This is a genomic window from Sorangium sp. So ce1335 (assembly GCF_051521615.1).
GTDB lineage: Bacteria > Myxococcota_A > Polyangia > Polyangiales > Polyangiaceae > Sorangium.
Genome location: NZ_CP150363.1, coordinates 9,922,283 through 9,945,097, shown reverse-complemented (window position 1 = coordinate 9,945,097; position 22,815 = coordinate 9,922,283). Strand labels below are relative to the sequence as shown.

Annotated in this window: 16 protein-coding genes and 1 pseudogene; 9 read left to right on the top strand and 8 right to left on the bottom strand. The window is 72.6% G+C overall.

All coding sequences use genetic code 11. From position 1 onward, the window contains the following. Nucleotides 1–173 precede the first annotated feature (173 nt). The 4 genes and pseudogenes from WMF24_RS37135 to WMF24_RS37120 form a co-directional block, all read left to right on the top strand. A pseudogene (locus WMF24_RS37135) lies at nucleotides 174–830 on the top strand (IS1 family transposase); the annotation flags it as partial. Between the two features lie 479 nt (nucleotides 831–1,309). Next, nucleotides 1,310–1,933: a hypothetical protein gene (locus WMF24_RS37130; RefSeq protein ID WP_437732188.1), complete on the top strand. Its 624-nt coding sequence runs from the start codon at nucleotides 1,310–1,312 to the stop codon at nucleotides 1,931–1,933. Beyond that, complete coding sequence (locus tag WMF24_RS37125) at nucleotides 1,930–2,511, top strand: hypothetical protein (protein WP_437732187.1); 582 nt, start codon at nucleotides 1,930–1,932, stop codon at nucleotides 2,509–2,511. Before WMF24_RS37130 ends, WMF24_RS37125 begins: the two co-directional genes overlap by 4 nt. Nucleotides 2,512–2,526: 15 nt before the next feature. Further along, nucleotides 2,527–3,144, top strand: coding sequence for a hypothetical protein (locus tag WMF24_RS37120; RefSeq protein WP_437732186.1), 618 nt, complete (start codon nucleotides 2,527–2,529; stop codon nucleotides 3,142–3,144). A gap of 98 nt (nucleotides 3,145–3,242) precedes the next feature. Here the strand turns inward: WMF24_RS37120 and WMF24_RS37115 are convergent, their stop codons facing one another. The 8 genes from WMF24_RS37115 to WMF24_RS37080 form a co-directional block, all read right to left on the bottom strand. Next, entirely contained in the window at nucleotides 3,243–3,617 is a 375-nt protein-coding gene (locus WMF24_RS37115; protein WP_437732185.1) for a hypothetical protein, read from the bottom strand. Then, nucleotides 3,614–4,099 (bottom strand): RNA polymerase sigma factor, encoded by a 486-nt coding sequence (locus WMF24_RS37110; RefSeq protein WP_437732184.1) that lies wholly within the window; start codon nucleotides 4,097–4,099, stop codon nucleotides 3,614–3,616. Before WMF24_RS37110 ends, WMF24_RS37115 begins: the two co-directional genes overlap by 4 nt. Before the next feature lie 74 nt (nucleotides 4,100–4,173). Then, nucleotides 4,174–4,500, bottom strand: a complete 327-nt coding sequence (locus WMF24_RS37105) for a transcriptional regulator (protein WP_437732183.1) — start codon at nucleotides 4,498–4,500, stop codon at nucleotides 4,174–4,176. A 456-nt stretch (nucleotides 4,501–4,956) separates the two neighbouring features. Next, the gene (locus WMF24_RS37100; protein ID WP_437732182.1) at nucleotides 4,957–8,805 is read right to left on the bottom strand and encodes an AAA family ATPase; all 3,849 of its coding nucleotides are present in this window, start codon (nucleotides 8,803–8,805) and stop codon (nucleotides 4,957–4,959) included. Nucleotides 8,806–9,047: 242 nt separating this feature from the next. After that, on the bottom strand, nucleotides 9,048–10,073 hold the full coding sequence (locus WMF24_RS37095) for an MvdD family ATP-grasp ribosomal peptide maturase (RefSeq protein WP_437732181.1): 1,026 nt from the start codon (nucleotides 10,071–10,073) through the stop codon (nucleotides 9,048–9,050). Continuing rightward, nucleotides 10,070–11,068: an MvdC family ATP-grasp ribosomal peptide maturase gene (locus tag WMF24_RS37090; protein WP_437732180.1), complete on the bottom strand. Its 999-nt coding sequence runs from the start codon at nucleotides 11,066–11,068 to the stop codon at nucleotides 10,070–10,072. The genes WMF24_RS37095 and WMF24_RS37090 overlap by 4 nt, the downstream gene beginning before the upstream one ends. A gap of 45 nt (nucleotides 11,069–11,113) precedes the next feature. Next, nucleotides 11,114–11,323: a microviridin/marinostatin family tricyclic proteinase inhibitor gene (locus WMF24_RS37085; protein ID WP_437732179.1), complete on the bottom strand. Its 210-nt coding sequence runs from the start codon at nucleotides 11,321–11,323 to the stop codon at nucleotides 11,114–11,116. Nucleotides 11,324–11,631: 308 nt separating this feature from the next. After that, nucleotides 11,632–11,844, bottom strand: coding sequence for a microviridin/marinostatin family tricyclic proteinase inhibitor (locus WMF24_RS37080; RefSeq protein ID WP_437732178.1), 213 nt, complete (start codon nucleotides 11,842–11,844; stop codon nucleotides 11,632–11,634). Between the two features lie 164 nt (nucleotides 11,845–12,008). Here WMF24_RS37080 and WMF24_RS37075 point away from each other — a divergent pair, with 164 nt between their 5' ends. The 5 genes from WMF24_RS37075 to WMF24_RS37055 all read left to right on the top strand — a co-directional run bounded on the left by WMF24_RS37075 (nucleotide 12,009) and on the right by WMF24_RS37055 (nucleotide 22,801). Continuing rightward, a complete protein-coding gene (locus WMF24_RS37075; protein ID WP_437732177.1) occupies nucleotides 12,009–13,175 on the top strand; it encodes an HlyD family secretion protein in 1,167 nt (388 codons plus the stop codon). Continuing rightward, a complete protein-coding gene (locus WMF24_RS37070; RefSeq protein WP_437732176.1) occupies nucleotides 13,172–16,243 on the top strand; it encodes an ATP-binding cassette domain-containing protein in 3,072 nt (1,023 codons plus the stop codon). The genes WMF24_RS37075 and WMF24_RS37070 overlap by 4 nt, the downstream gene beginning before the upstream one ends. Next, nucleotides 16,240–18,459: an ATP-binding cassette domain-containing protein gene (locus WMF24_RS37065; protein WP_437732175.1), complete on the top strand. Its 2,220-nt coding sequence runs from the start codon at nucleotides 16,240–16,242 to the stop codon at nucleotides 18,457–18,459. Before WMF24_RS37070 ends, WMF24_RS37065 begins: the two co-directional genes overlap by 4 nt. A gap of 333 nt (nucleotides 18,460–18,792) precedes the next feature. Further along, nucleotides 18,793–20,739 carry a malto-oligosyltrehalose trehalohydrolase gene (gene treZ, locus WMF24_RS37060; protein ID WP_437732174.1) on the top strand — a complete coding sequence of 649 codons (1,947 nt, stop codon included), beginning with the start codon at nucleotides 18,793–18,795 and terminating at the stop codon, nucleotides 20,737–20,739. Beyond that, nucleotides 20,729–22,801 (top strand): amylo-alpha-1,6-glucosidase, encoded by a 2,073-nt coding sequence (locus tag WMF24_RS37055; RefSeq protein WP_437732173.1) that lies wholly within the window; start codon nucleotides 20,729–20,731, stop codon nucleotides 22,799–22,801. The genes treZ and WMF24_RS37055 overlap by 11 nt, the downstream gene beginning before the upstream one ends. Nucleotides 22,802–22,815 lie beyond the last annotated feature (14 nt).

Sequence of the window (22,815 nt, the reverse complement as noted above, 5' to 3'; positions counted from 1 at the left end):
GCCGATCCCCGGAAGGCCCTGGTCGCTACCCAGGGCCTTCGTCTTTTCGGCGCGCTGCTTGGGCGCGATCTCTACCGCCGCCCCTCGCGCTGGCGAACTTCCCGGCCGCCGGCGCTCGCCCCAGGCGTAACGACGCGAGGGTCACAAATCTGCGGATCGGGGTGGCCGTCTACAATTACGGCCAATGCGTGAAACACTATGGCCGCAAACCCCGGCGCGACGATCACAGGTACGAGCCGCCGCGCGACCCCTTCATCACCAAGACGCCGGTCTTCGGCGCGCCCAAGGACGAGCTCCTCTCGACGTCCTACGTCGAGCGCTTCAACCTCCAGACGCGCCACACGGTCGGCCGGACGCGGCGCCTCTGCTTGGCGTTCTCGAAGACGTTGCGCGGGCACCGCGCCGCGGTCGGCCTGGGGATCGCCGCCTACAACTGGGTCCGCGTGCACGGCACGCTCGGCACCACGCCGGCCGTCGCGGCGGGTTTGGCCGAGCGCCCGTGGACCATGGCCGAGCTCGTCGAGGCCGCTCTTGGCGAGGAGGAGACGCCGCCGCCCGCGCCGCAACCGCTCAAGCTCCAGCCACGCCCCGGCGAGGCGACGGGGCCAGCGCGGGCGCTCCCGGACGGGAAGGGGTGGCTCCGGCTGGTGTCGGGCGGCAAGGCCGCGCCGTCGGCCCCCGTCACGCCGCGGCCGCCGCCCGTGGCGTCCGTCACGGCGTCCGTCACGGCTGAGCGTGAGCCTGACCCGGAGCCCCCGCCGTCAGAGCCGCCGCCCGCGCCAGGGCCGCGTAGGATGGTGCAGCTGAGCTTGTTCGGCGGGCCGGAATAACCGGCTGCATCAAGTGCTACATCCAAAATTTACTTGTTTATTTATTTAGTCAAATTCCGTTGTCAGTGGACGGACCCGCCAACCGCCGCCGCTCCCTGTGTCACTGCGAAACGAACCCGGCCAAATTTCATCATGGACGGAAATTTTTAGCTGCCAGTGTTTTAGTCTACGGGCTCGCGTAGATTACCTTGTACATTCGTGATAAATAAGTAAATTGTGCAGTTTCTAAGTCAACGTAGGCGTGATTCTCGGAATTTTACTGGCTTAGCAGTCTTGCAGTTCGCTGGCTAGCGGCCTATGTCTCACTGGAGGCACACCGTGAAGCTCGGTCCGGCACGTAGCCACATGGTACTCGTTGGCGCATCGCATCGCGCGGTCCTCAACCATGATGCCGAAGCGAAAGCGATCGCGGGATCTGCCGGGGTTTGGGGACTCGGCGTCGATACAACGCTGCACAACAGCTCAGCCGGAACACGACCATGAAGCAAGTTGTCGAACGCTGCTCTGTGGTGATTGCAGGAGCTTGGAACCAGGCGATCTTTACCCTTGAGTGGGTCCAAGCGGTCTTGCTCGACGGAGCCTCGCCAAGAGTAGAGTTGTTGTTCAACGAGCAAGGACTCGCAACCCAGTTCATTACAGATGAAATAAAGCTTTTGGTGCTCCCAAGCAGGGCACAGGTTCACCTGTCGTCTCTGAGCGATGCTGCGTTATCTCAGCTTGAGGTCGTGCCAGTGCGCCTGCTCAGGCGTCTTCGTGAGACGCCTGTTCATGCTGTGGGCATCAATTTCGGCTTCGATGTTGACGAACCGTCTGAGCAGATAGCTCAACTATTTGAGCTCGAAGACAGAGAGCGGATCATTAAGCTGGGCGGCAGTGTGGATACCGTCACCATTGTGCGCAAGATAGCCCAAGAGCGGCGTGTGATCAATCTCAGCATGGCGAAGTCTACGAATGGTCCGGTGCGGATTGACTTAAATCACCATTATCAGACGTCGATGGCGAATGTGGCGGCTGACGTGATTGAAGGTAACGTAATGGCGTCACTGAACGCATCGCTGGAACTGGTGACTGGTCTCTATGGTCTTCAGCGGGTGAAGGCATGAACAACGCTACCGACGCATCTCTCAGTGATGTTACTGTTGCTCTGTGGACCGAGCGAGCTCCGGTTCGTGTGGAGACGTCCCCTCTACGCATCGAGATCGAAACCGGCGCCAATCCTGACAGAACGGCCACGACTCCGCTCAGGATGGTTCGTCGGGTCTCTATTAGTCCGTATGTGGCTGCGCTTGTCGAAGCTCATGATGTGGATGCGATTGACTCCGCAAGAGCCCAAATACAGTCTCGCCTTCGGGCATACCATGACGAGTCGTTAGCTGCTGAGCTTGATGCATTGGTTCGCGGGCAATTAGGCATCCCGTGCGATGCAGACCAACGAGCTCTCGCCATTGATGCGCTCGCCGGAGCAAAAGTTGCTTTGTTTGAGCCGATGGTCGTCGAGCTCGTCAAGTATATGTGCTCCAGTGGTGATGAGCATCTGCAAGTGGCGGCAATTGCTGCATCTACTCACCTGCGACGGTATCGAAAGGGCGAGCTTCGCCCGTTGATGACACTGTTGTCCTCTGGAGGCTCGGAGCGTGTGCGCCGCGCAGCGAAGGCTTTCTTGCGTGTGGCATCTCTTTGATGAACCGGATCTATCGTGGAAGAGTGGCTCGCGATACGTATTGGGGGTCGTGGCTCCTGGATAGACAAGCCGGATTATTTGAAGTGTGCTTCAGATTTGAAGCCCAGGGAAAAGGAAGATAAGAAATCGGCATGGGCCTATGTGGTAGACAAGCCAATAAGCCCAATGGTGGCAATGAGGCTTGCTTTCCGTGTGGGCAGCATGGGGCGTAGCCTTGGGAACGTTGCCTCGGCCCTTCTGTCCAAGCTCAGTCCTGATGCGACATTAGAGCTGCAGGCTATCGCGCTGCTTCTGTTCTTGATGATGGGGTCACGCAGCGCCAGCCCCCCTGGCCAAGTGTGGATATTGTCGTTCAAGAGAACCCAGGTAGATCCGAAGCTCGTTGCAAACGAAGACGCGCAGCATATCGTGCCAGCGTACGATCATACGCATCGTGGGCTAGATACCGCAAACGTGCAAGTTAGGCAAGCGCTTGCACGTAAGCTTATCGAGGGTAGGTATAGGCACGCATACGATGTTCGTGATTTTACGCTTGACGAGCTTAAGCCTCTGCTGAAGCAGCTTTTGCTGTCGAACTTGATCAGGGACGAGCACGTCGAAAATGCCAAGTTGATGCTTGGGGATTTCTTGTGATGGCCTCGTGCCCAGAGAGTCTCTGGGTAGACGGCTAGGTTGGGAAGAGGTCAGCCCCGCAGCGGAGAGAATGCTGGGGCACACCCGGACCGGCGCGCCTACCCGCCGTTCCCCGCCACCAACGCGAGCACGGCGATCTCCCGCAGGACGGCGCTCGGGGCGCGCCCTTCGTTCTTCGCGATGACCTTGGCCATGGGGACGGTGCGGCGCCTGGGTGAGGGGACGACGGTGCGCCAGGCGAGCGGCGGGATGTAGTAGCTGCTCTCGCCAACCGGAAGGACGCGCGGCGCCTCCCACGCGCCCTGCACGTGCCTCGGCCAGTCCGCCGCAACCGAGTAGAGCGGCTTGTACCCCTTCGCGCGCAGGTAGCGCTCGATCTCCTCGTGCGAGACGTTCCTGCTGACAGGACGGCCCGGGACCGTGACGCGGAGGCGCCTGTCGACCTGGGGCTGCGTGGGCTCGCGGCGGCTCATCGGCTCCTCCGGAGCAGCAGCCCAAGCCTCTCCCTGGCGATGCGCAGGCGGGACGCCACGGTGTGCGGGTTGAGGCCGCGCTGCCGAGCGTACTCGGCGATGGTTTCCGGCGCGTCGACGATGAGCAACGCCTCCAGCAGCCAGGGCTTCAGCTCGGCGAGCGCCTCCAGCACCTCGCGCGCTTCAATCTGCGCGTGCAGGCTCGGGCCGGCCGGATCGCGCAGCAGACCGAGCGGCTCAGGATGGAGCACGGCGCGACGCGCCCACGCGGAGGTCACGTAGTGCGACACCTTCCGCCAAGTGACGCCGAATAGCCAGCCCTGGAGCGCCTTGCGCGGGTCCTCGTCCGGGTCGGGCCGGTACATGCCGCGCTCGACCGAGGACCACGCGCCCATGACGACGTTCTGGAAGACGTCGGCGCGGTCGCGCGCGGGGACGCCGCTCGCGACGATGACGGCCATGATGACCGAGCGCTCCGCCATGATCGCCTCGATGCTCGGCTTCTTCCGGGGATGTCGTGCGGCAGGCGGGCGCTTGGCCCCCTTCCGCGGGCGCCTCATCCAGACCTCCCCCAGACGGGGCAGCAGTTGACCGCGGTCGGCCTGCCGAGCAGGCGATCGACGCTGGTCCCGGCCAGCTTCGCGGCGCGCACCGCGACGCCATACGAGGCGCGCTTGCCGCCGATGACCTTCTGGACGTGCTCTTCGCGCAGACCGAGCATCTCGGCCAGGCATCGCGTTGAGCCAGCCATCGCGCGCAGGGAACGCAGCGCGGCGCGGAGCCGCTGCGCCTCCTCGCCTTCGACGGCCAGGGTGGAACGGGGGCGGACGCCGGGCGGATCTTCGCCTTGCGCTCCGCGGCCGCGGATCGGTACAACCTTCATGTCGGACCTCGGGTACGGGGTTCGGCCACGCGGGGCGGACGCTGGCAGGCGTCGCGCCCCGCACTGATTCCAGCGGAAGCCTACGAACCGATCACGAGGTCACAACAGATATCAGCATTCCGGACACTGCATTTTCAGGTTCCGGACACTCGATCTCGCAAGGTGCCTATTCCGGACACCGCCTCTCGGGACCCCCCTCGGCGGTTCTCGGGACCCCCCTCGGCGGTTCTCGGGACCCCCCTCGGCGGTTCCCGGGACCCCCCTCGGCGGTTCCCGGGACCCCCCTCGGCGGTTCCCGGGAGGCGATTTTTCGTTCACGAGACCGACGGGAACATTCGGCGGACTGATTTTCTCGAGGGCCCGAGCGATTGGCCACCAAGGCGCTCCTCGATCTCGGTGGCTCGCGCCGGACCCGTGCAGGCAGCTATCGCCGGCGCACCGATCCGAGAGGCGCCCTCACCGCAGCCGGTGCTCGCGGAGCACGTCGGCCGGCACCGCCTCGCGCGCGAGCTCGCAGAGCCGCGCGTGGTGCGTGAAGAACAGCACCTGCGTCGTCGCCGTCAGCTCGCCGAGCACCGCGAGCGCCGCGCGGGCGCGGTCGTCGTCGAAGTGGATCAGCAGGTCGTCCAGGATGAGCGGCATCGGCTCGGCCGTACGGGCGTGGTGCTCGAGGCTCGCGAGCCGCAGCGCGAGGTAGAGCTGGTCGCGCGTGCCGTCGCTCAGGCCGCTCACCTCCACCTCGCGCTGCACGGGCGCCTTCGCGGGCTCCGCCGCGGCCTTCGCGGGCTCCGCCGCGGCGCCCTCCGGCGGCGGCGACGGCGCCGGCAAAGCCGCGGCGGCGGCCGGGGCCGCGCGGACGCAGCGGAGGACGGCCTGCTCGCTCTCGTCGTAGCCGACCCGCAGGCCCGCGAAGGCGCCGAGCGTCAGGCGGTGGAAGAGCGCGCTCGCGCGCGCGAGGATCGGGCCCTGGTTGCGCTCGCGGTACCGCTCGATCTCGCGCTCGAGCAGCACCGCGGCCAGGCGCGCCCGCACGTAGCGGCGCACCTCGCCGCGCAGGTGCGACAGGCAGATCTGCGCCTCCACCGCGGCCTCCGCGGCGCCCACCGTCGCGCGGAGGTGCTCGCGCTCCTGCTCGAGGCTCCCGATCGCCCTGTCGATGCGGCGCCGCTCGTCCTCGAGCGCGGCGAGGCGCCCCTCCGTCCGGTCGAGCTCCAGCGCGAGCGCGTCCCGCTCCACCCCCGCCGTCTCCTGCTCCAGCGCGGCGATGCCCGCGCCCTCGCCCGCCTCGAGCAGCTTGCCCTCGTTCTCGACGAGCTCGCGGTCGAGGCGGCGCGCCTCGCGCGAGCGCTCCTCCGCCAGCGAGAGCGCCGCGAGATCGGCCGCGGCGTCGGCCGTGCGCGCGACGCCCGCCGCCTCGAGGAGCTTCGCGAGGCGCGCCTCGGCGGCGGCGCGGCGAGCCTCCTGCTGGTCGAGCTCGCGGCGCTTGTCGGCGAGGCTGCGCGCGATCTCGCCGCGCTCGCGGAGGTCGGCGCGCGCCTTGTGGTGGCGCTTGATGAGCTGATCGGCGGCCTGATCCGCCGGCAGCGCGGCGAGGTCCGGCGCGTGCCGGGACGCGAGCTCCGCGACGTCCGCCGCGAACGAGAGGGCGTCGCGCTCCATCCCGCGCACGCGCCGGCGCTCGTGGGCCGCGCTGTCCGCCTTGCGGAACAGCGCGCCGAGCTCGTCGAGGATCGCCGTCGCCTCGTCCGTGGAGGCGTCGCCGGGCAGTCCGAGCTGCCGCACGCTGTCCTCCCACTCGGCCCGCCACGCCTCGAGCGCGCGCGCGTGCTCGGCCCGCTCGCGCTCGAGGTCCTCGAGCTCGCGCTCGAGCTCCTTGCGCTCGCGGACGAGCTCGCGGCGCTCGCGGGCGGCCAGCTCGATGGCCGCGAGCTCCTGCTCCGCCGCCTCGACGAGCGCCGGCAGGCGCGCCGCCGCGCCGTCGGGCGCGCCGGCGAGGGCGACGCCGCCGCGCGCGTCGGCGAGGGCGAGGCCGCCGCGCGCGTCGGCCGACCCGGCGCGCGCGCCCTGGAGGGCCGCGTGGAGCTCGGCCGCGTGCGCCTGCATCCGCGCCCGCAGCGCCTCGGCCTCGGCCTCCGCGGCGCGCAGGCGGTCGACCGTGGCGGTCAGGCCCGCGTAGCGGCCGAGCCAGCCGCGCATCTCCTCGGGCGAGCGCGGCGTGACCCCCGCGGGGCGCCACAGATCGAGCCACGCGGCCTCGGCCTCCTCGGCGCGGCGCGCGAGCGCGGCGCGCTCGGCGGCGAGCTGCGCCTGGTCCGCCTCGGCCCGCGCCTTGTCGGCGAGCAGCCGCGCGAGGCGCGCGACCCGGTCGGCCTCGCGGCGCAGGCGGTCGGCGAGGGTGTCGGCGACGCGCACGAGCTCGGCGTACTCGTCGGCCTTGCCGCGCGCGGCCGCGGGCGGCTCGCCCGGCGCGGCGAGCGACGGCCGCCGCCCCGCGCCGGCGGAGGCGGGCGCGTCCTTGCCGAGGTCGAAGAGCGAGGCGGTGTGGATGGCCGCCGCCGCGGCGCGGGCGCTGCCCTTCGACTGGAGGGCGCGCAGGAGCGCCTTGAAGGCGGCGTCGCGGCGCTCGCGCGCCTCGGCGAGGTCGGCCTCGGTGGGCACGGCGCCGGCGCGCTGGAGGGCGTCGATCTCGCGGGCGCTCTCGCGCAGGCGCGCCTCGACCTCGGCGGCGCGCTCGGCGAGCCGCTCCCGGTCGCGGGCGAGCGCGGCCCACTGCGCGGCCACCTTGTCGACCGTCTCGGGCAGCGGGACGGGCAGGGCGCTCGCCTCCGCGGCGGAGAGCGGCTGCGGCGCCGGGGAGCCGGTCGCCGCGCCGGCCGCGCCGGCCGCGCCGAGGCCGAGCCGGTCGCGCTGCGCGTCGGCCTCGCGGGCGAGCCGCCCCGCGGCGGCGGTGGCCTCACGAAGGCGCTGCTCGAGGTCGCCCTGCTTCTGCGCGCGCGAGAGCGCGCCCCGCAGCGGGGCCGGGTCCTCGCCCGGCGGCAGCTCGGCCAGCCGGCGCGCGCAGGCGTCGCGCCGGGCGCGGTGCGCCGCGAGCAGCCGCTCGACCTCGCGCGGCTTGGCCTCGACGGCGCCGCGCTCGCGGGCGAGCTTCTTGATGCGCGCCTCGGTCGCGACGTCGACGCGCATCGCCTCGAGCCGCTCGGGCTCGGCGCCGCCCGCGAGCGAGGCGTCGCGCCCGAGGCGCCGCAGGATCGCGCGCGCCTCCTCCTCCAGACCGTGGAGCTCCGCCCGGACGCGCGGCAGGTCGACGGCGGCCTTGCGGTGGCTCCCGAGCCGGGTCACGAGGCCGTCGATCACGCCCGGATCGAGCTCGGCGAGCGACGCGGGGACGTGGAGCGCGGCGTGGCGGGCCTCGAGCTCCGCGATGTCGGCGCGCAGCCGCGCGGCCTGGGCGTCGGCGTCGGCGGCGCGGTCCTGCGCGTCCTCGCGGTCGCGCGCCGCGCCCTCGGGCAAGAGGACGACGTCGCCGAGGCCGGCGCGCCGGCCGAGGATCGCGCGCCGCGCCTCGAGCAGCGGGAGCACGCGGAGCGCGCGCCGCAGGCGCTTGTCGGTCGCGCGGAGCGCGCGCAGCTCGGCGTCGACGCGCTCCTGCTCGGCCCGGGCGTCGTCGATCTCCTGCCGCTTCCGCGTCCAGTCCGCGGGCGGCCGCGCGGCGCTCTTCGCCCGGCTCCGCGCCTCCTCGAACGCCTTGATCGCCTCGTTGAGCGGGCGGGTCCTCGCCTGGGGCGTGAAGATCTCGTCCGCCTCCTGGCGCAGCGTCGTGAGGAGCTGCTGCAGCCCCGGCCCGCCGAGGCCCGCGCCGAACAGGCTCTGGCCGACGTCGCCCTTGCCCTGGAGCAGCGCCTCGGCGCCCTGCCGGAGCGTGTCGTGATCCAGGCCGAACGAGGTGCGGAACAGGTCCTCGGTGACGCCGCCGAGCAGCGGCGCGAGCGCGCCGTCGTCGAGCGGGTTGTCGTCGGGGTCGCGGAGCGTCTTGACGCGGCCCTTGCGGCGGACGAGCGCGAGCGCCGCGTCGCCCCGGCCCGCGAGCCGGCCGCCGACGCGCAGATCGGTGTTGTGGTGGAGGTGGGCGTCCGGGGTGATGTGCGGGATGCCGTAGAGCAGGCCGCGGATCGCGCGGAGCGCCGTGCTCTTGCCGGCCTCGTTCGGGCCGTGGATGACGTGGAGGCCCGGCGACGGGGCGGAGAAGTCCAGCCGGAGATCCGTGAAGGGACCGAACGCGAGGAGGTGGAGCTCTAGGATCTGCACGAGGTCGCCGGCCCAGGGGCGGTGCCCTCCCCTGAACGGATAGCAAGTGCGAAACCTCCGCGCGTTGTCAAGGCGGTGTTCGCGGCGCGACCCCCGTCCGCTCGCTGGAGAGGGCCGGGGCGCGCCGGAGCTGGCAGGCAGGCGGGCGGCGCTGGCAGGCAGGCGGAGGCGGGCGGCGCTGGCAGGCAGGCGGGCGGCGCTGGCAGGCAGGCGGGCGGCGATGGACGTCCGGCCCGGCGGCGCTACGTCGCCGGCGCATGCAGGAAGGCGCTCCACGAGCCGCGGCGCGGCGCCCTGCCGAGCAGCACCTCGGCGAGCGCTTCGCTGATCGGGAGCCCGGGGGTCCGCTCCAGCCAGAAGAACTCGCCGACCGGGTTGACCTCGAGGAAGACGTGGCGGCCGTCCGGCGTGCGCAGGATGTCGAGGGCGCCGTAGTTGAGGCCGAGCTGATCCATGAGCCGGAGCACGCCGGTCTCGACCTCGGGCGGGAGCGCGTCCTTGCGCCACGCGTCGAGGAGCTCGCGCCCCTTCCGCCGCCAGTCGACCTCGGCGCCCGGCGCCGCCTCCGGGTCGATCGAGGCGGCGAACACGCGCTCGCCCACGACCGTCACCCGCAGCTCGCGCGCCTTCGGGATCCTCTCCTGGAAGGTCATCGGGCAGAGCGAGAGCCCCCGCATGTCCGCCAGGTCCTCGTCCCGGAGGGCGTTCGTGAAGACCACGTGCTCCTCGCCGTCGCGGTAGACGGCGAACGACGAGAGCATCTTGGCGACCACCCCGTCCGGGCAGGTCGCGGCGAAGGCCCGCGCCGCGCCCTCGTCGTTGGTGGTGAGCGTGCGCGGCGTGTCGAGCCCGATCTCGCGCGCGATGTCGAGCTGCACCTGCTTGTTCGACGCGAAGCGCACCGCCGGCAAGGGGTCGACCTGCGGGACGCGGAGCGCCGCCAGCATGCCCTCCACGGTCCGCTTCGCCTCCTCGACCGACGCGCTCCGGAGCTGCGGGTCCATCGACGCGGGCAGCGTGCGGCCGTGAGCGACCCGGCGGTACCAGACGGCGGTCACGTCGCCGAGATCGAGCTCGCCGCCCCCGGGGCCGAGCGTGCGCAGCGTGGAGCGGCCCGCCCCGGGCCCCGCGCCCAGCGCGAGCCGCGCCCCCGCGGGGAAGAGGTCGGTGTCGAAGCGGAAGGCCCGGCCGCCCAGCCGCTCGATCGCGGCGGCGACGCGGGCGATGCACTCGTTGTCTTCGCTGTGCGTGATGATGAGGACTGTCACGGGTTCTCCGTCGGAGCGAGGAGCGCCTCCGCCAGCGCGTCGGCGATCGGCAGGCCGAGATCCCGCTCCAGCATGCCCCACTCGCCGCCGGGGTTGATCTCGAGGAAGACGTGCTCCCCGTCGGGCGTGCGGATGAGGTCCACGGCCCCGAAGGCGAGCCCGAGGGCGCGCAGGAGGGCGCCGAGCTGCGCCTCGACGTCGCGCGGGAGCGCGTCCTGCTCCCACGCGATCCCGGCGGCGCAGACGTCCGGGTGGCGCCAGTCGACGGCGAGCGACTCGTAACGGGAGGCGTCGAGCGCGCCGGGGAAGCACCGGCCGCCGACGCAGGCGACGCGCAGCTCGCGCGCCTTGGGGATGCGCTCCTGGAAGACCATGGGGCTCTGGCGCAGGCCCGAGAGGGCGTCGAGATCGGCCGCCGAGACGGCGTGCGTGAAGACGAACGGCGCGCCGCCCGAGAGGCTCATCGAGAAGGGCGTGAGCATCTTGGCGACGACGTTCCCGCCGAGGCGCGCGAAGAAGGCGCGGACCTCGGCGGCGTCGTTCGTGACGAGCGTCTCGGGGACGCGCAGGCCGACCGACGCGGCCGCCGCGAGCTGGCGCTGCTTGTCCTGGGCGCGCTCCTCGGCGGCCGGCTCGTTGATCCACCGCCGCGTCGGGAGCCCGCGCAGCCAGCCGGTCAGCGCCGCCATCGACTCGCGCACGCAGGCGGCGCGGTACTCCTCGGCGATGCCCTCGCCGAGCTTCGGCGCCCAGAGGCGCCGGAGCCAGACGGCGGAGACCTCGTCTCCACCGATCTCGGCCCCGGCGTCCTCCAGGCGGCGGCGTACGCCGCCGGCCCCGAACGCCGTCGAGAGGGTGAGATCGCGAGGAAACCGGTCCACGTTCAGGCGAACGGGGCGGGCGCCGCGCCGTCGCAGCGCGTCCGCCACGCGGTCGATCCCGAACTGGTCCTGTGAATGCGAGACCAGGAGGACGCTCTGGGTCGCGGTCGTCACGTCGGGTTGCCTCTCTCGCACGGGCGCGGGTGGCTCATGCGACGCTCAGAGATCCTCGCCGTCCGTCGGGTACTTCAGCGTGACGGGCGGCACGACGTCTTCATCTCTGTCCGAGGGGTACTTCTTCGTCGCGGAGATCGCGCCCGCTTTGACGCCGGTCCGGACGCGCTTCTGATCCTCCTGGAAGCGGGCGAGGAAGGGCACCGCCTCGGCGTCCTCCGTCTGCTCGGGCTCACGGAGATCGACGTTGTCCATGGAATACCTCCAGAGTGCGACGGCGGTGGCGCCGCCGTCGAGGACAAGAGAGGTAATTAAACGAGCAATCATGCGGGCGCGCAAGTCCGCGGGTGCCCTTGCAACGATGGCTTCGACCGATTCCGCTGCTGCGGTTGTCTTTCAGTCGCGGAGCGATCTGCCGTGTTGGCTATTGTTAAGCCCGTGTTGCGTATCGTTGCGTATCGTTGCGTATCGTTGCCGCTGCGCAGGGGTGCGTGTGGTTGCGCTTGGTCGCGTGTGGTTGCGTGCCGCTTCGATCGCGTGATCCACGGCGCGCAGCCCGCGCCTCACTTCGCGAGGATATCTTCGTCGCTGTCGGAGGGGTACTTGTGGGTCTCGTAGGTGCCGCCACCATCATCCTCCTTGTCCGAGGGGTACTTCATCGTGGTGTAGCCCCCGCCGGCTTTGACGCCGGTGCGGACGCGCTTCTGATCTTCCAGGAAGCGCGCGAAGAAGGGGACCTGCTCGGTCTGCTCGGGATCACGATCGATATCAGCCATGGGAAACCTCCAGATGGATGTGCTGCCATGCGGCGGAGCCGCGCGGACAGGATTCATCCGAATGGCCCGGAGCGCACGTTAAGTTTTGCTATGCTCATCGCCTCACCGGGCGATCGCCGTGACTTCCTGAGCCTGCTTCACCAGTGTAGCTTTGCACAACCACCATGCCCGCCGGGTTCTCACGCTCGATTCACGCGATCGCGACCGACGGCCACCGCGGCTCGATCGCCGGCGCCGCGATCGGGGCGCTCCTGCTCGGCGCCTGGCTCACGTGGTTCTTCCTCGCCCGCGTCGGCCGGTACGAGGCCAGCGTGAGCGCGCGCCTCGAGGTGGGGCAGGCAGCGCACCGCGTCGAGGCGCCGCTCGGCGGAAAGGTCGCCGCGGTCCACCTCGCCCTCGGGGCCGAGGTCGCCGCGGGCGACGTCCTGATCGAGCTCGACGTGGAGCCGCTCCGCCGCGAGATCGACGACAAGCAGGCCCGGATCGAGGCGATCGCGGGGCAGATGGGGCCGCTGCGAGCCGAGATCGCGGCGCGGGCGCGGGCGCTGCGCGACGGGGAGGAGGCGGCGCGCGCGCACGTCGACGAGGCGAAGGCGCGGCTGCGGGAGTCCGAGGCGGGCGCGCGGTTCCAGGAGCTCGAGGCGGAGCGGGCCGTGCGCCTGCGTCAGGACGGGCTCGTGTCGGAGGCCGAGGCGGCGCGGCTCGCGGCCGACGCGCTGTCGAGGCGCTCGGCGACCGAGGCGCTCGACCGCGCCGCCGCGCGCGCCTACGTCGAGCGGCGCGCCGGGCAGAGCGAGCAGCAGGCCGAGCTCGCGCGGCTCGACCGCGAGGCGGCCACGCTGGAGGGGGAGCGGCTCGTGCTCGAGGCGGCGATCAAGGGGCTGCTCGCCGAGATCGAGCGGCGCAAGATCCGCTCGCCGATCGCCGGGCGGGTCGGCGAGATCACCGCGCTGCGGGCCGGCTCCTTCGTGAGCGAAGGGGACGTCGTGGCCGCCGTCGTGCCGCCCGGCGAGCTCCGCGTCGTCGCGGAGTTCCCGCCCGCCTCCGTCGGGCGGATCCGCGCGGGGCAGGAGGGGCGCCTGCGCCTCGATGCGTTCCCGTGGACCGAGTACGGCACCCTGTCCACCACCGTCGAGCGCGTCGCCAGCGAGACGCAGGAGGGCCGTATCCGCGTGGAGCTCGGCGTGCGACCCGATCCGGCGTCGCCGATCCCGATGCAGCACGGGCTGCCCGGGAGCGTCGTCATCGAGACGGAGCGCGTCTCGCCGGCCTCGCTCGTGCTGCGCGCCGCGGGGCAGATCGTGAGGGTCCGCGGCGGAGCGGGCAGGTGAAGGAGGGGACGACGAACGCCGATCCCCGATCCGCGCGGGAGCGATCAGCGAGCGCCGATCCCCGTCGACGAGCGTCGAGCCCGGAGCGGCGGCTCCTCGCGCGCGAGGTCGTGCAGACGTCGGCGATGGATTGCGGGCCGGCCACGCTCAAGTGCGTGCTCGAGGGCTTCGGCATCGGCGTGAGCTACGGGCGCCTGCGCGAGGCCTGCCAGACCGACGTCGACGGCACCTCCATCGACACCCTGGAGGACCTCGCGGGGCAGCTCGGGCTCGTGGCCCAGCAGATCCTCGTCCCGCCGGAGCACGTGCTGCTCGACGAGGCCCAGGCGCTGCCCGCCCTGGCGATCGTGCGGCAATCGGCCGGGCCGCTCCACGTGGTCGTGATCTGGCGCCGGCACGGCGGCCTCGTGCAGGTGATGGACCCGGCCACGGGGCGCCGCTGGGTCACGCGAGGGCAGCTCGAGGGCGAGCTCTACCAGCACGAGCTGCCCATGTCCGCGGCGGACTTCCGCGCGTGGGCGGCGAGCGACGGGTTCACGCGGCCGCTCGGGCGCCGGCTCGCCTGGCTCGGCGCGGGGACGCAGCCGCTCGAGGCGGCGCTCGCGGATCCGGGGTGGCGCGCGCTCGCGGCGCTCGACGCCGGCGCGCGCCTCGTCGCGTCGCTCGTGCGCTCCGGCGGCCTCGGCCGCGGTCGCGACGCCGCGCGCGTGCTGGGCGCGCTGCTCGAGCACGGCCCCGAGGCCGCGTGGGAGGAGATGATCCCGCCCACCTTCTGGACGGCGCGCCCCGGGCCGGTGGGCCCGCGCGGGGAGGAGCTGGTCGTCGCGCGGGGCGCCGTGCTCGTGCGGATCCGCGGGCGGCGCCCGACGGGCCACGCCAGCGCCGCGGCGTCGCGCGATGGCGCGCCGCGGGCGGACGCGCCGCCGCCCCGCGCCGACGAAGCGGCCCCGCGCGCCGAGGCGCGCCTGCCCCCCGACGTCGCCGCCGCCCTCGCGGAGCGCCCGACCAGGCCCGGGCGCGAGCTCCTCCGGATGATCCGCGAGGACGGGCTGCTGGCGCCCGCCGTGCTCGCCGGCGCGCTCGCGCTCAGCGTGGCGACGGTGGTGCTGGAGAGCCTCCTCTTCCGCGGGCTGCTCCAGATCTCCAACGATCTCGCGCTGATCGAGCAGCGCCTCGCCGCCATCGCGGCCCTCGCCGTGTTCCTCGCGGTGGAGCTCGCCATCGATCTCTCGCTGACCACGGGGGTGATCCGGCTCGGGCGCCACCTCGAGGTCCGGCTGCGGGTGGCGTTCCTCGCGAAGATCCCGCGCATCGGCGATCGCTACTTCCACAGCCGTCCGGCCTCGGACATGGCGCAGCGCGGCCACAGCCTGCACGTGCTCCGCGGCCTGCCGGCGTTCGGCGGCCAGATCGCGCGATCGGCGCTCGATCTCGCGGTCACCACGGCCGCGATCGTGTGGATCGATCCCGCGAGCGCGCGCCTCGCCGTGCCGTGCGCCGCGCTCGCGCTGGCGCTGCCGTTCGCCGGGAACCGCGTCCTCATCGAGCGGGACCTGCGCGTCCGCACCCACGCCGGCGCGCTCACGAGCTTCTACCTCGACGCCCTCCTCGGCCTCGTGCCGATCCGGGCGCACGCGGCGGAGCGGGCCGTGCGGCGGCAGCACGCGGGCCTGCTCGGGGAATGGGCGCTCGCCGGCCGCGCGCTGATCCGCGCGGCCCTCGCCGTCGACGGGGCGCAGGCGCTGCTCGGCTTCGCGCTCGCCGCGTGGATCCTCGGCGACTTCCTCGCCCGCGGGGGCGCGCTCTCGCGGGCGCTCCTGCTCTTCTACTGGGCGCTCGCGCTGCCGGCGATCGGGCAGGGGCTCGCGGGCGCGCTGCTCCAGTACCCGGGGCAGCGCAACACGGCGTTGCGCCTGCTCGAGCCGCTCGGCGCGCCCGAGGAGCCGCGCGAAGGCGGCGCGCCCGAGGCGCCGCGCGAAGGCGGCGCGCCCGAGGAGCCGCGCGAAGGCGGCGCGCCCGAGGCGCCGCGCGAAGGCGGCGCGCCCGAGGCGCCGCGCGAAGGCGGCGCGCCCGAGGCGCCGCGCGAAGGCGGCGCGCCCGCCGCGGCCGCGGCGCCGCCGGCGCGGGCCGGCGCCGAGGGCGCGGGCTGCGCGATCGCCTTCGAGCGCGTGCGCATCCAGGCGGCCGGCCACGTGATCCTCGACGAGGTGGATCTCCGGATCGCGGCGGGCAGCCATGTGGCGATCGTGGGGGCCTCGGGCGCCGGCAAGTCGAGCCTCGTCGGGGTCCTGCTCGGATGGCACAGGGCGAGCGAGGGCAGGGTGCTCGTCGACGGCCGCCCGCTCGACGGCGAGCGGCTGCGCGCCCTGCGCGAGGAGACGGCGTGGGTCGACCCGGCGGTCCAGATCTGGAACCGGTCGTTCCTCGACAACCTCCGCTACGGCGCGCCCGACGACGCGGCCGACTTCGGCGCCGTCGTCGAGGAGGCCGAGCTGCGCGAGGTGCTCGAGCGGCTGCCCGAAGGGCAGAAGACCCTGCTCGGCGAGGGCGGAGGGCTCGTCTCCGGCGGCGAGGGGCAGCGCGTGCGCTTCGGCCGGGCGATGTTGCGGAGCGAGGCGCGGCTCGCGATCCTCGACGAGCCGTTTCGCGGCCTCGACCGGGAGCGCCGCCGGGCGCTGCTCGCCCGGGCGCGGCGGCGCTTCCGCCGCGCGACGCTCCTGTGCGTCACCCACGACGTCGGCGAGACGCGCTCGTTCGAGCGCGTGCTCGTCGTGGACGGGGGGCGCGTGGTCGAGGACGGGGCGCCCGCCGAGCTCGCGGCGCGCCCCGGCTCGCGCTACGGCGCGCTGCTGGACGCCGAGGCGGCGGTGCAGCGAGGGCTGTGGTCGAGCGGCGGGTGGCGCAGGCTGAAGGTCGTGCGCGGGCGGATCGCCGGCGCGCCGGCAGAGGGCGCGGGCGCGCCGGCAGAGGGCGCAGGAGCGCCAGCAGAGGGCGCGGGCGCGCCGGCAGAGGGCGCAGGAGCGCCGGCAGAGGGCGCGGGCGCGCCGGCAGAGGGCGAGCGGAGATGACGGCGGAGGCGCAACGCGGCTGGGGCGCCCGGCTGGACGAGGAGGTCGACGCGCTCGGCGCCCTCGAGTGGCCAGCGGAGCGCCTCGGCGACGCGCTCGAGGCGCTCGCGGCGCAAGGTGGCCTCCGCCCGGGCGCGGTCGCGGCGCCCATCCCGACCACCGGGCACCTCCGCAGCGCGGACGCGCTCGGCGCGTGGATCGATCAGGCCGCGAGCTACCTCGGCGTCGAGGCGGAGCCGGTGACGGCGCGCTACGACGAGCTCGACGACGCGCTCCTGCGCGTCGCGCCCGCGCTCGTGTGGCTGCGCGGCGGCGAGGCGCAGCGCTTCCTCGCCGTCGTGGGGCGCAGGGGGCGGGAGCTCGCGGTGCTGCGCGCCGACCGCTCCACGGCGCGCGTGCGGGTCGAGGCGCTCTCCCGCCGCATCGCCCGCCCGCTCGAGGCGCAGCTGCTCCCGGAGGTCGAGCGCATCCTCGCGCGCGCGGGCGTGCGGCCGCGGCGGCGCGCCCGCGCGCAGCAGGCCCTGCTCCGCGAGCGCCTCGGGCCCGTGGTCCTCGACGGCATCTGGAGCCTGCGCCTGCCGCCGGGCGCGTCGTTCGGGCGTCAGATGGCGGCCGCGCGCATCCCGCGCCGCCTCCTCGGCCTGCTCGCCGCCCACGCGTCGGCCTACACGCTCTGGATCCTCGTGTGGATGACCGTGGGGCGCAGCATCCTCGACGACCACCTCGACGAGGGGTGGCTCGCCGCCGGCGCGCTGCTGCTCGCGACCGTGGTTCCGCTGCGCCAGCTCATGGCGTGGCTGTCTGGCGTCGTCGCGATCGACGCGAGCGCGCTGATCAAGCAGCGCCTGCTCGCGGGCGCGCTCGCGCTCGACGCCGAGGAGGTGCGCAGCGAGGGCGCGGGGCGCTTCCTCGGCCGCGTGATCGAGTCCGAGGCGATCGAGGCGCTCGCGATGGGCGGCGGCATCGCGGCCGTGGCGTCGGCGTTCGAGCTCGCCGCGGCGGCGGTCGTGCTCGCCCAGGGCGCGTCCGGCGCGACCCACGCGCTCCTGCTCGTCGCCTGGGCGGTCCTCGTCGTCTGGCTGTGCGCGCGGTTCTACCGGCGGCGCGCGCGCTGGACCGCCGCGCGGCTCGCGATGACCCACGACCTCATCGAGCGCCTCGTCGGGCACCGGACCCGCCTCGCCCAGGAGCGCCACGGCCGCTGGCACCACGGCGAGGACGAGGCGCTCTCCCGGTACCTGCTGCGGTCGCGCGAGCTCGACCGCAGCCAGATCGAGATCGGCGCGCTGATGCCGCGGGGATGGCTCATCGCGGGCATCGTCGGCCTGATGCCGCCGTTCCTCGCGGGCTCCGGCTCCGCCGCGGCGTACGCGGTGGCGCTGGGGGGCGTCCTGCTCGCGAGCCGCGCGCTCCAGGGGCTGTCTACCGGCCTGTCGAGCCTCGCCAGCGCGGCGATCGCGTGGGAGCAGGTCTCCACGCTCTTCCACGCGGCCTCCCGCGGCGGGCCCCCGCCGCCGCCCCTGCCGCCCGACGCGGGGCGGTCGCCGGCCCGCGCGCCGGAGGGCGCGGCCGGCGCGGACAGCGCCGGCGACGCGGAGGTCCGCGCGCCGGTCCTGGAGGCGCACGAGCTGTCCTTCCGGCACAAGGGCAGGGCGCGCCCCGCGGTGGTGGACGCCTCGCTGCGGATCGCGGCGGGCGACCGCATCTTGCTCGAGGGGCCCTCGGGCGGAGGGAAGTCGACGCTGAGCGCCCTGCTCTCGGGGCTGCGCGCGCCCGACGCAGGGCTGCTCCTGCTGAACGGGCTCGACCGCCACATGCTGGGCGCCGCCGCGTGGCGCCGCCGCGTGGCCGCGGCGCCGCAGTTCCACGAGAACCATGTCCTCGCCGGGACGTTCGCGTTCAACCTGCTGATGGGCAGGCGCTGGCCGCCGAGGCCGAGCGACCTCGCCGAGGCAGAGGAGATCTGCCACGAGCTCGGCCTCGGCGAGCTGATCGAGCGGATGCCGGGCGGGCTGCAGCAGGTCGTCGGCGAGACGGGCTGGCAGCTGTCGCACGGCGAGCGCAGCCGGCTCTACATCGCGCGCGCCCTGCTCCAGGGCGCCGAGCTCGTCGTGCTCGACGAGAGCTTCGCGGCGCTCGACCCCGAGACGCTGGCGCGAGCGCTGCGCTGCGTGCTCCGGCGCGCGCGCACGCTCGTGGTCATCGCCCACCCGTAGCCGCTCTTTCAGTCAGTCCACGCCTCGGGGCGCTCATCGATGTGCGGAATCTGCGGAATCGACCGCTCGTCTCCGCGCGGAATCCGCTCGGCGCCGCCAGCACGGCCGGGCCCCGGAGCACATCGAGCTGCGCGCGACTGGCCAGCTCGGCTGCGACGCAAAACAACATCAGTCGATCCCCGATCCATCTCAGGCAACTCCGCAAGGCGCTGTCGAGCTTGCCAGGTGACCAAAGCACTGTCGCGCTTGCCAGGTGACAAGGAGCGCTGCAGAGGAGACCCTCGAGCCCATGGCCACTGGACGTCACCTGCGTTGTGTCTAGAATTCATCCCAATGCGGGAAATCAAGAAGGAGAGACGGTTGCCCGTGGGCGCGGAGGTGCTCGCCGCTCATGGAGTGCATTTTCGCGTCTGGGCGCCGTCCCGGCGACGGGTCGAGGTCGTCCTCGAGGCCGGCCCGGGGAGCGGCGAGTCCGCCGTGCTGCGGCCGGAGGAGGGCGGTTACTTCGCCGGGCTCGTCGCGTCGGCCGCGACCGGCACCCGCTACCGCTTCCGGCTCGACGACGACGAGAAGCTCTATCCCGACCCCGCCTCGCGCTGGCAGCCGGAAGGGCCGCACGGGCCCTCGGAGGTCGTCGACCCGGGCGCGTTCGCGTGGGGCGACGCCGCCTTCAAGGGCGCCCCGCTCAAGGGGCAAGTCGTCTACGAGATGCACATCGGCACCTTCACCCGGGAGGGCACCTGGGCGTCCGCCGCCCGCGAGCTGCCCGAGCTCGCCCGGATAGGCATCTCCCTCATCGAGGTGATGCCGGTGAACGAGGTGCCCGGCCGCTTCAACTGGGGCTACGACGGCGTGAACCTCTTCGCGCCGGCGCGCCACTACGGCAGCCCCGACGATTTCCGCCGCTTCGTCGACGCGGCGCACCGGGTCGGGATCGGCGTGATCCTCGATGTCGTCTACAACCACCTCGGGCCGGACGGCAACTACCTCGGTGCGTTCTCGAAGGACTACTTCACCGATCGGCACAAGACGGACTGGGGCGCCGCCATCAACTTCGACGGCCCGCGATCCGAGGCGGTGAGGGAGTACTTCATCGCCAACGCCGGCTACTGGATCGACGAGTTCCACCTCGACGGGCTCCGGATCGACGCGACGCAGAACATCTACGACAGCTCGAAGGACCACATCCTCGCCGCGATCGCGCGCCGCGTCCGCGAGGCCGCGGGGCGCAAGGCGACGTTCATCGTGGCCGAGAACGAGTCGCAGGAAGAGTGGCTGATCCGCGCGGCCGATCGGAACGGCTACGGGCTCGACGCCATGTGGAACGACGACTTCCACCACACCGCCAAGGTCGCGCTCACCGGGCACAACGAGGCCTACTACACAGATCACCAGGGCTCGCCCCAGGAGCTCATCTCCGCCCTGAAATACGGGTTCCTCTTCCAGGGGCAGCGCTATGACTGGCAGAAGCAGCGGCGAGGGACGCCGGCGCTCGGCGTGGAGCCGGCGCGCTTCGTCCTCTTCCTCGAGAACCACGATCAGGTCGCCAACACGGCGAAGGGGGAGCGGCTCTACCACCTCGCGTCCCACGGCAAGTTCCGGGCGATGACGGCGCTCCTGCTCCTCGCCCCGGGGACACCCATGCTCTTTCAAGGGCAGGAGTTCGGGTCGTCGGCGCCGTTCCTCTTCTTCGCCGACCACAACCCCGAGCTCGCGCCGCTCGTGCGCAAGGGCCGGGCGGAGTTCCTGACCCAGTTCCCTTCGTGCGCCGCGCCCGAGGTGCGCGCGCGCCTCGACGATCCGGCCGACCCGCGGACGTTCGAGCGCTGCAAGCTCGATTTCTCCGAGCGCGAGCGCAACGCCGGGCTCTACGCCCTCCACGAGGACCTCATCGCGCTCCGCCGGCGCGATCCCGTGATCTCGGCCCAGCGCCCGCGCGGCCTCGACGGGGCGGTCCTCTCCGACCAGGCGTTCCTCCTCCGCTACTTCGGCGACGACGGCGACGACCGGCTGCTCCTCGTCAACCTGGGACGGGACATCCATCGAGGATCCCTGCCGGAGCCGCTCTTCGCTCCGCCGCCAGGGCGCCGCTGGGAGACGCTCTGGTCCAGCGAATCGCCACGTTATGGCGGTCAAGGCAGTCCACCCGTGATCACCGAGGATGCCGTGCACATCCCGGGCGACGCGGCGATCCTCCTCCACCCCGTGGTCGGGACGCCCGTGCCCGAGAAGACGAGCGCCAACCCTCGCCCCGAGGAGCCCAAGAAGAATGTACGCTGACGAGATCTGCCGGATGATGGTCTGGTCCCGGGGCACCGCCCCGGCCACGCACGACGACGCGGAGCACGGGTCGGATCCGCTCACGCGAGAGTGGCTCGTCACGAACGGCCTGGGCGGTTATGCGTCAGGCACCATCTCCGGCGCCGTGACCCGTCGGTTCCATGGACTGCTGATCGCCGCGCTGCCCGCCCCGCTGGGGCGCACCATGATGCTCAGCGATCTGAGCATTCGCGTCCTCACGCCGGGCGGCCAGGTGTACCAGGTCGGCGGCCACGAGCCGTGGCTCGACGAGACCGCGGCGGAGGTCATCGAGCTGGCCGAGTTCCGCCTCGAGGCGGGGCTCCCCGTGTGGCGCTACAAGGGCTCGGGGATGCTCATCGAGCGGCGCCTCCTCCTGCCCCACGGGCAGAACACGGTGCACGTCACGTACGCGCTGCTGGAGGGGCCAGGTCCGGTCCAGATCGAGCTCCAGCCGTGGGTGAACTTCCGCCCGCACGAGGGCGCGCTCGATCGGCCGGTGGCGGGGCCCTATGCGCTCACCGTCGTCGAGGATCGCTACGAGCTCGCCTCGCCGAGCGACCTCCCGCCGCTCCGGCTCCAGGTCCAGGGCGCGCGCGCCGAGTTCCGGATCGAGAGCGCCCGGCTGCGCAACGTGCGCTACCGGATCGAGCAGAGCCGCGGCTACGACGCCGTGGGTGAGTTCTACAGCCCTGGCCGCTTCCGCCTCGAGCTCCCGGTCCTCGGCAGCGTGACCCTCGTCGCCTCGACCGAGGCGTGGGAGACGATCAACGCCCTCTCCACGGAGGAGGTGCAGCGCGCCGAGCGCAAGCGCAGGACCCGGCTCCTGCTCGCCGCGGCGCCCGAGGTCCGCTCCGGGCCGCCGGCGGAGCTCATCCTCGGCGCCGACCAGTTCCTCATCACGCCCGCCGGCCGCGTGGAGGACGCCGCCCGCGCCCGGGCCGGCGGCGACGAGGTGCGCACCGTCATCGCGGGCTATCACTGGTTCACCGACTGGGGCCGCGACACGATGATCAGCCTGGAGGGGCTGACGCTCGTCACCGGGCGCCACACCGAGGCGGGCTACATCCTCCGCACGTTCGCCCATTACGTGAAGGACGGGCTCATCCCCAACATGTTCCCCGAGGGCAAGAACGACGGGCTCTATCACACGGCCGACGCCACCCTCTGGTTCTTCCACGCGCTCGATCGCTACCTGACGTACACCGCCGATCGCGAGACGCTCCGGCTGATCTTGCCCACGCTGATCGATATCGTGGAGCACCACACCCGCGGGACGCGCTTCGGCATCGGCGTCGACCCGAAGGACGGCCTCGTCCGCCAGGGCGAGGAGGGCTACCAGCTCACCTGGATGGACGCCAAGGTGGGCGATTACGTCGTCACGCCCCGCCGGGGGAAGGCGGTGGAGATCAACGCGCTCTGGTACAACGCCCTCCGCCTGATGGAGCGCTGGGTGCGCGACGCGGAGGGCGACGGGCCGTCGCGGCGCTACGGCGAGGCGGCCGACAGGGTGAAGGAGTCGTTCAACCAGCGCTTCTGGATCGAGGAGAAGGGCTATCTCTACGACCTGATCGACGGGGAGCAGGGCACGGACGACGCCTTCCGGCCGAACCAGATCTTCTCGATCTCGCTGCCGAATCCGGTGCTCGATCCCGCGCGATGGAAGGGGATCGTCGATCAGGTCAAGGAGCGGCTCTGGACGCCCGTGGGCCTGCGGTCGCTCGCGCCGGGGCACCCGGATTACAAGCCGAAGTACTTCGGCGACCTCCGCGCGCGGGACATGGCCTATCACCAGGGCACCGTGTGGGGGTGGCTCATGGGCCCGTTCGTCGACGCCTGGCTGAAGGTGTACCCTGCCGATCTCGCCGGGGCCCGGGGCCTGCTCGCGGGCTTCCCGCCGCACCTCGACGAGGCCTGCGCCGGGTCGATCAGCGAGATCTTCGACGCGGAGCCGCCGTTCACGCCGCGCGGGTGCGTCGCCCAGGCGTGGAGCGTGGCCGAGGTGCTGCGCGCCTACGCCCGGACGGCCCGCTCGGCGGGCTGAGCGCGGTCGCCCGG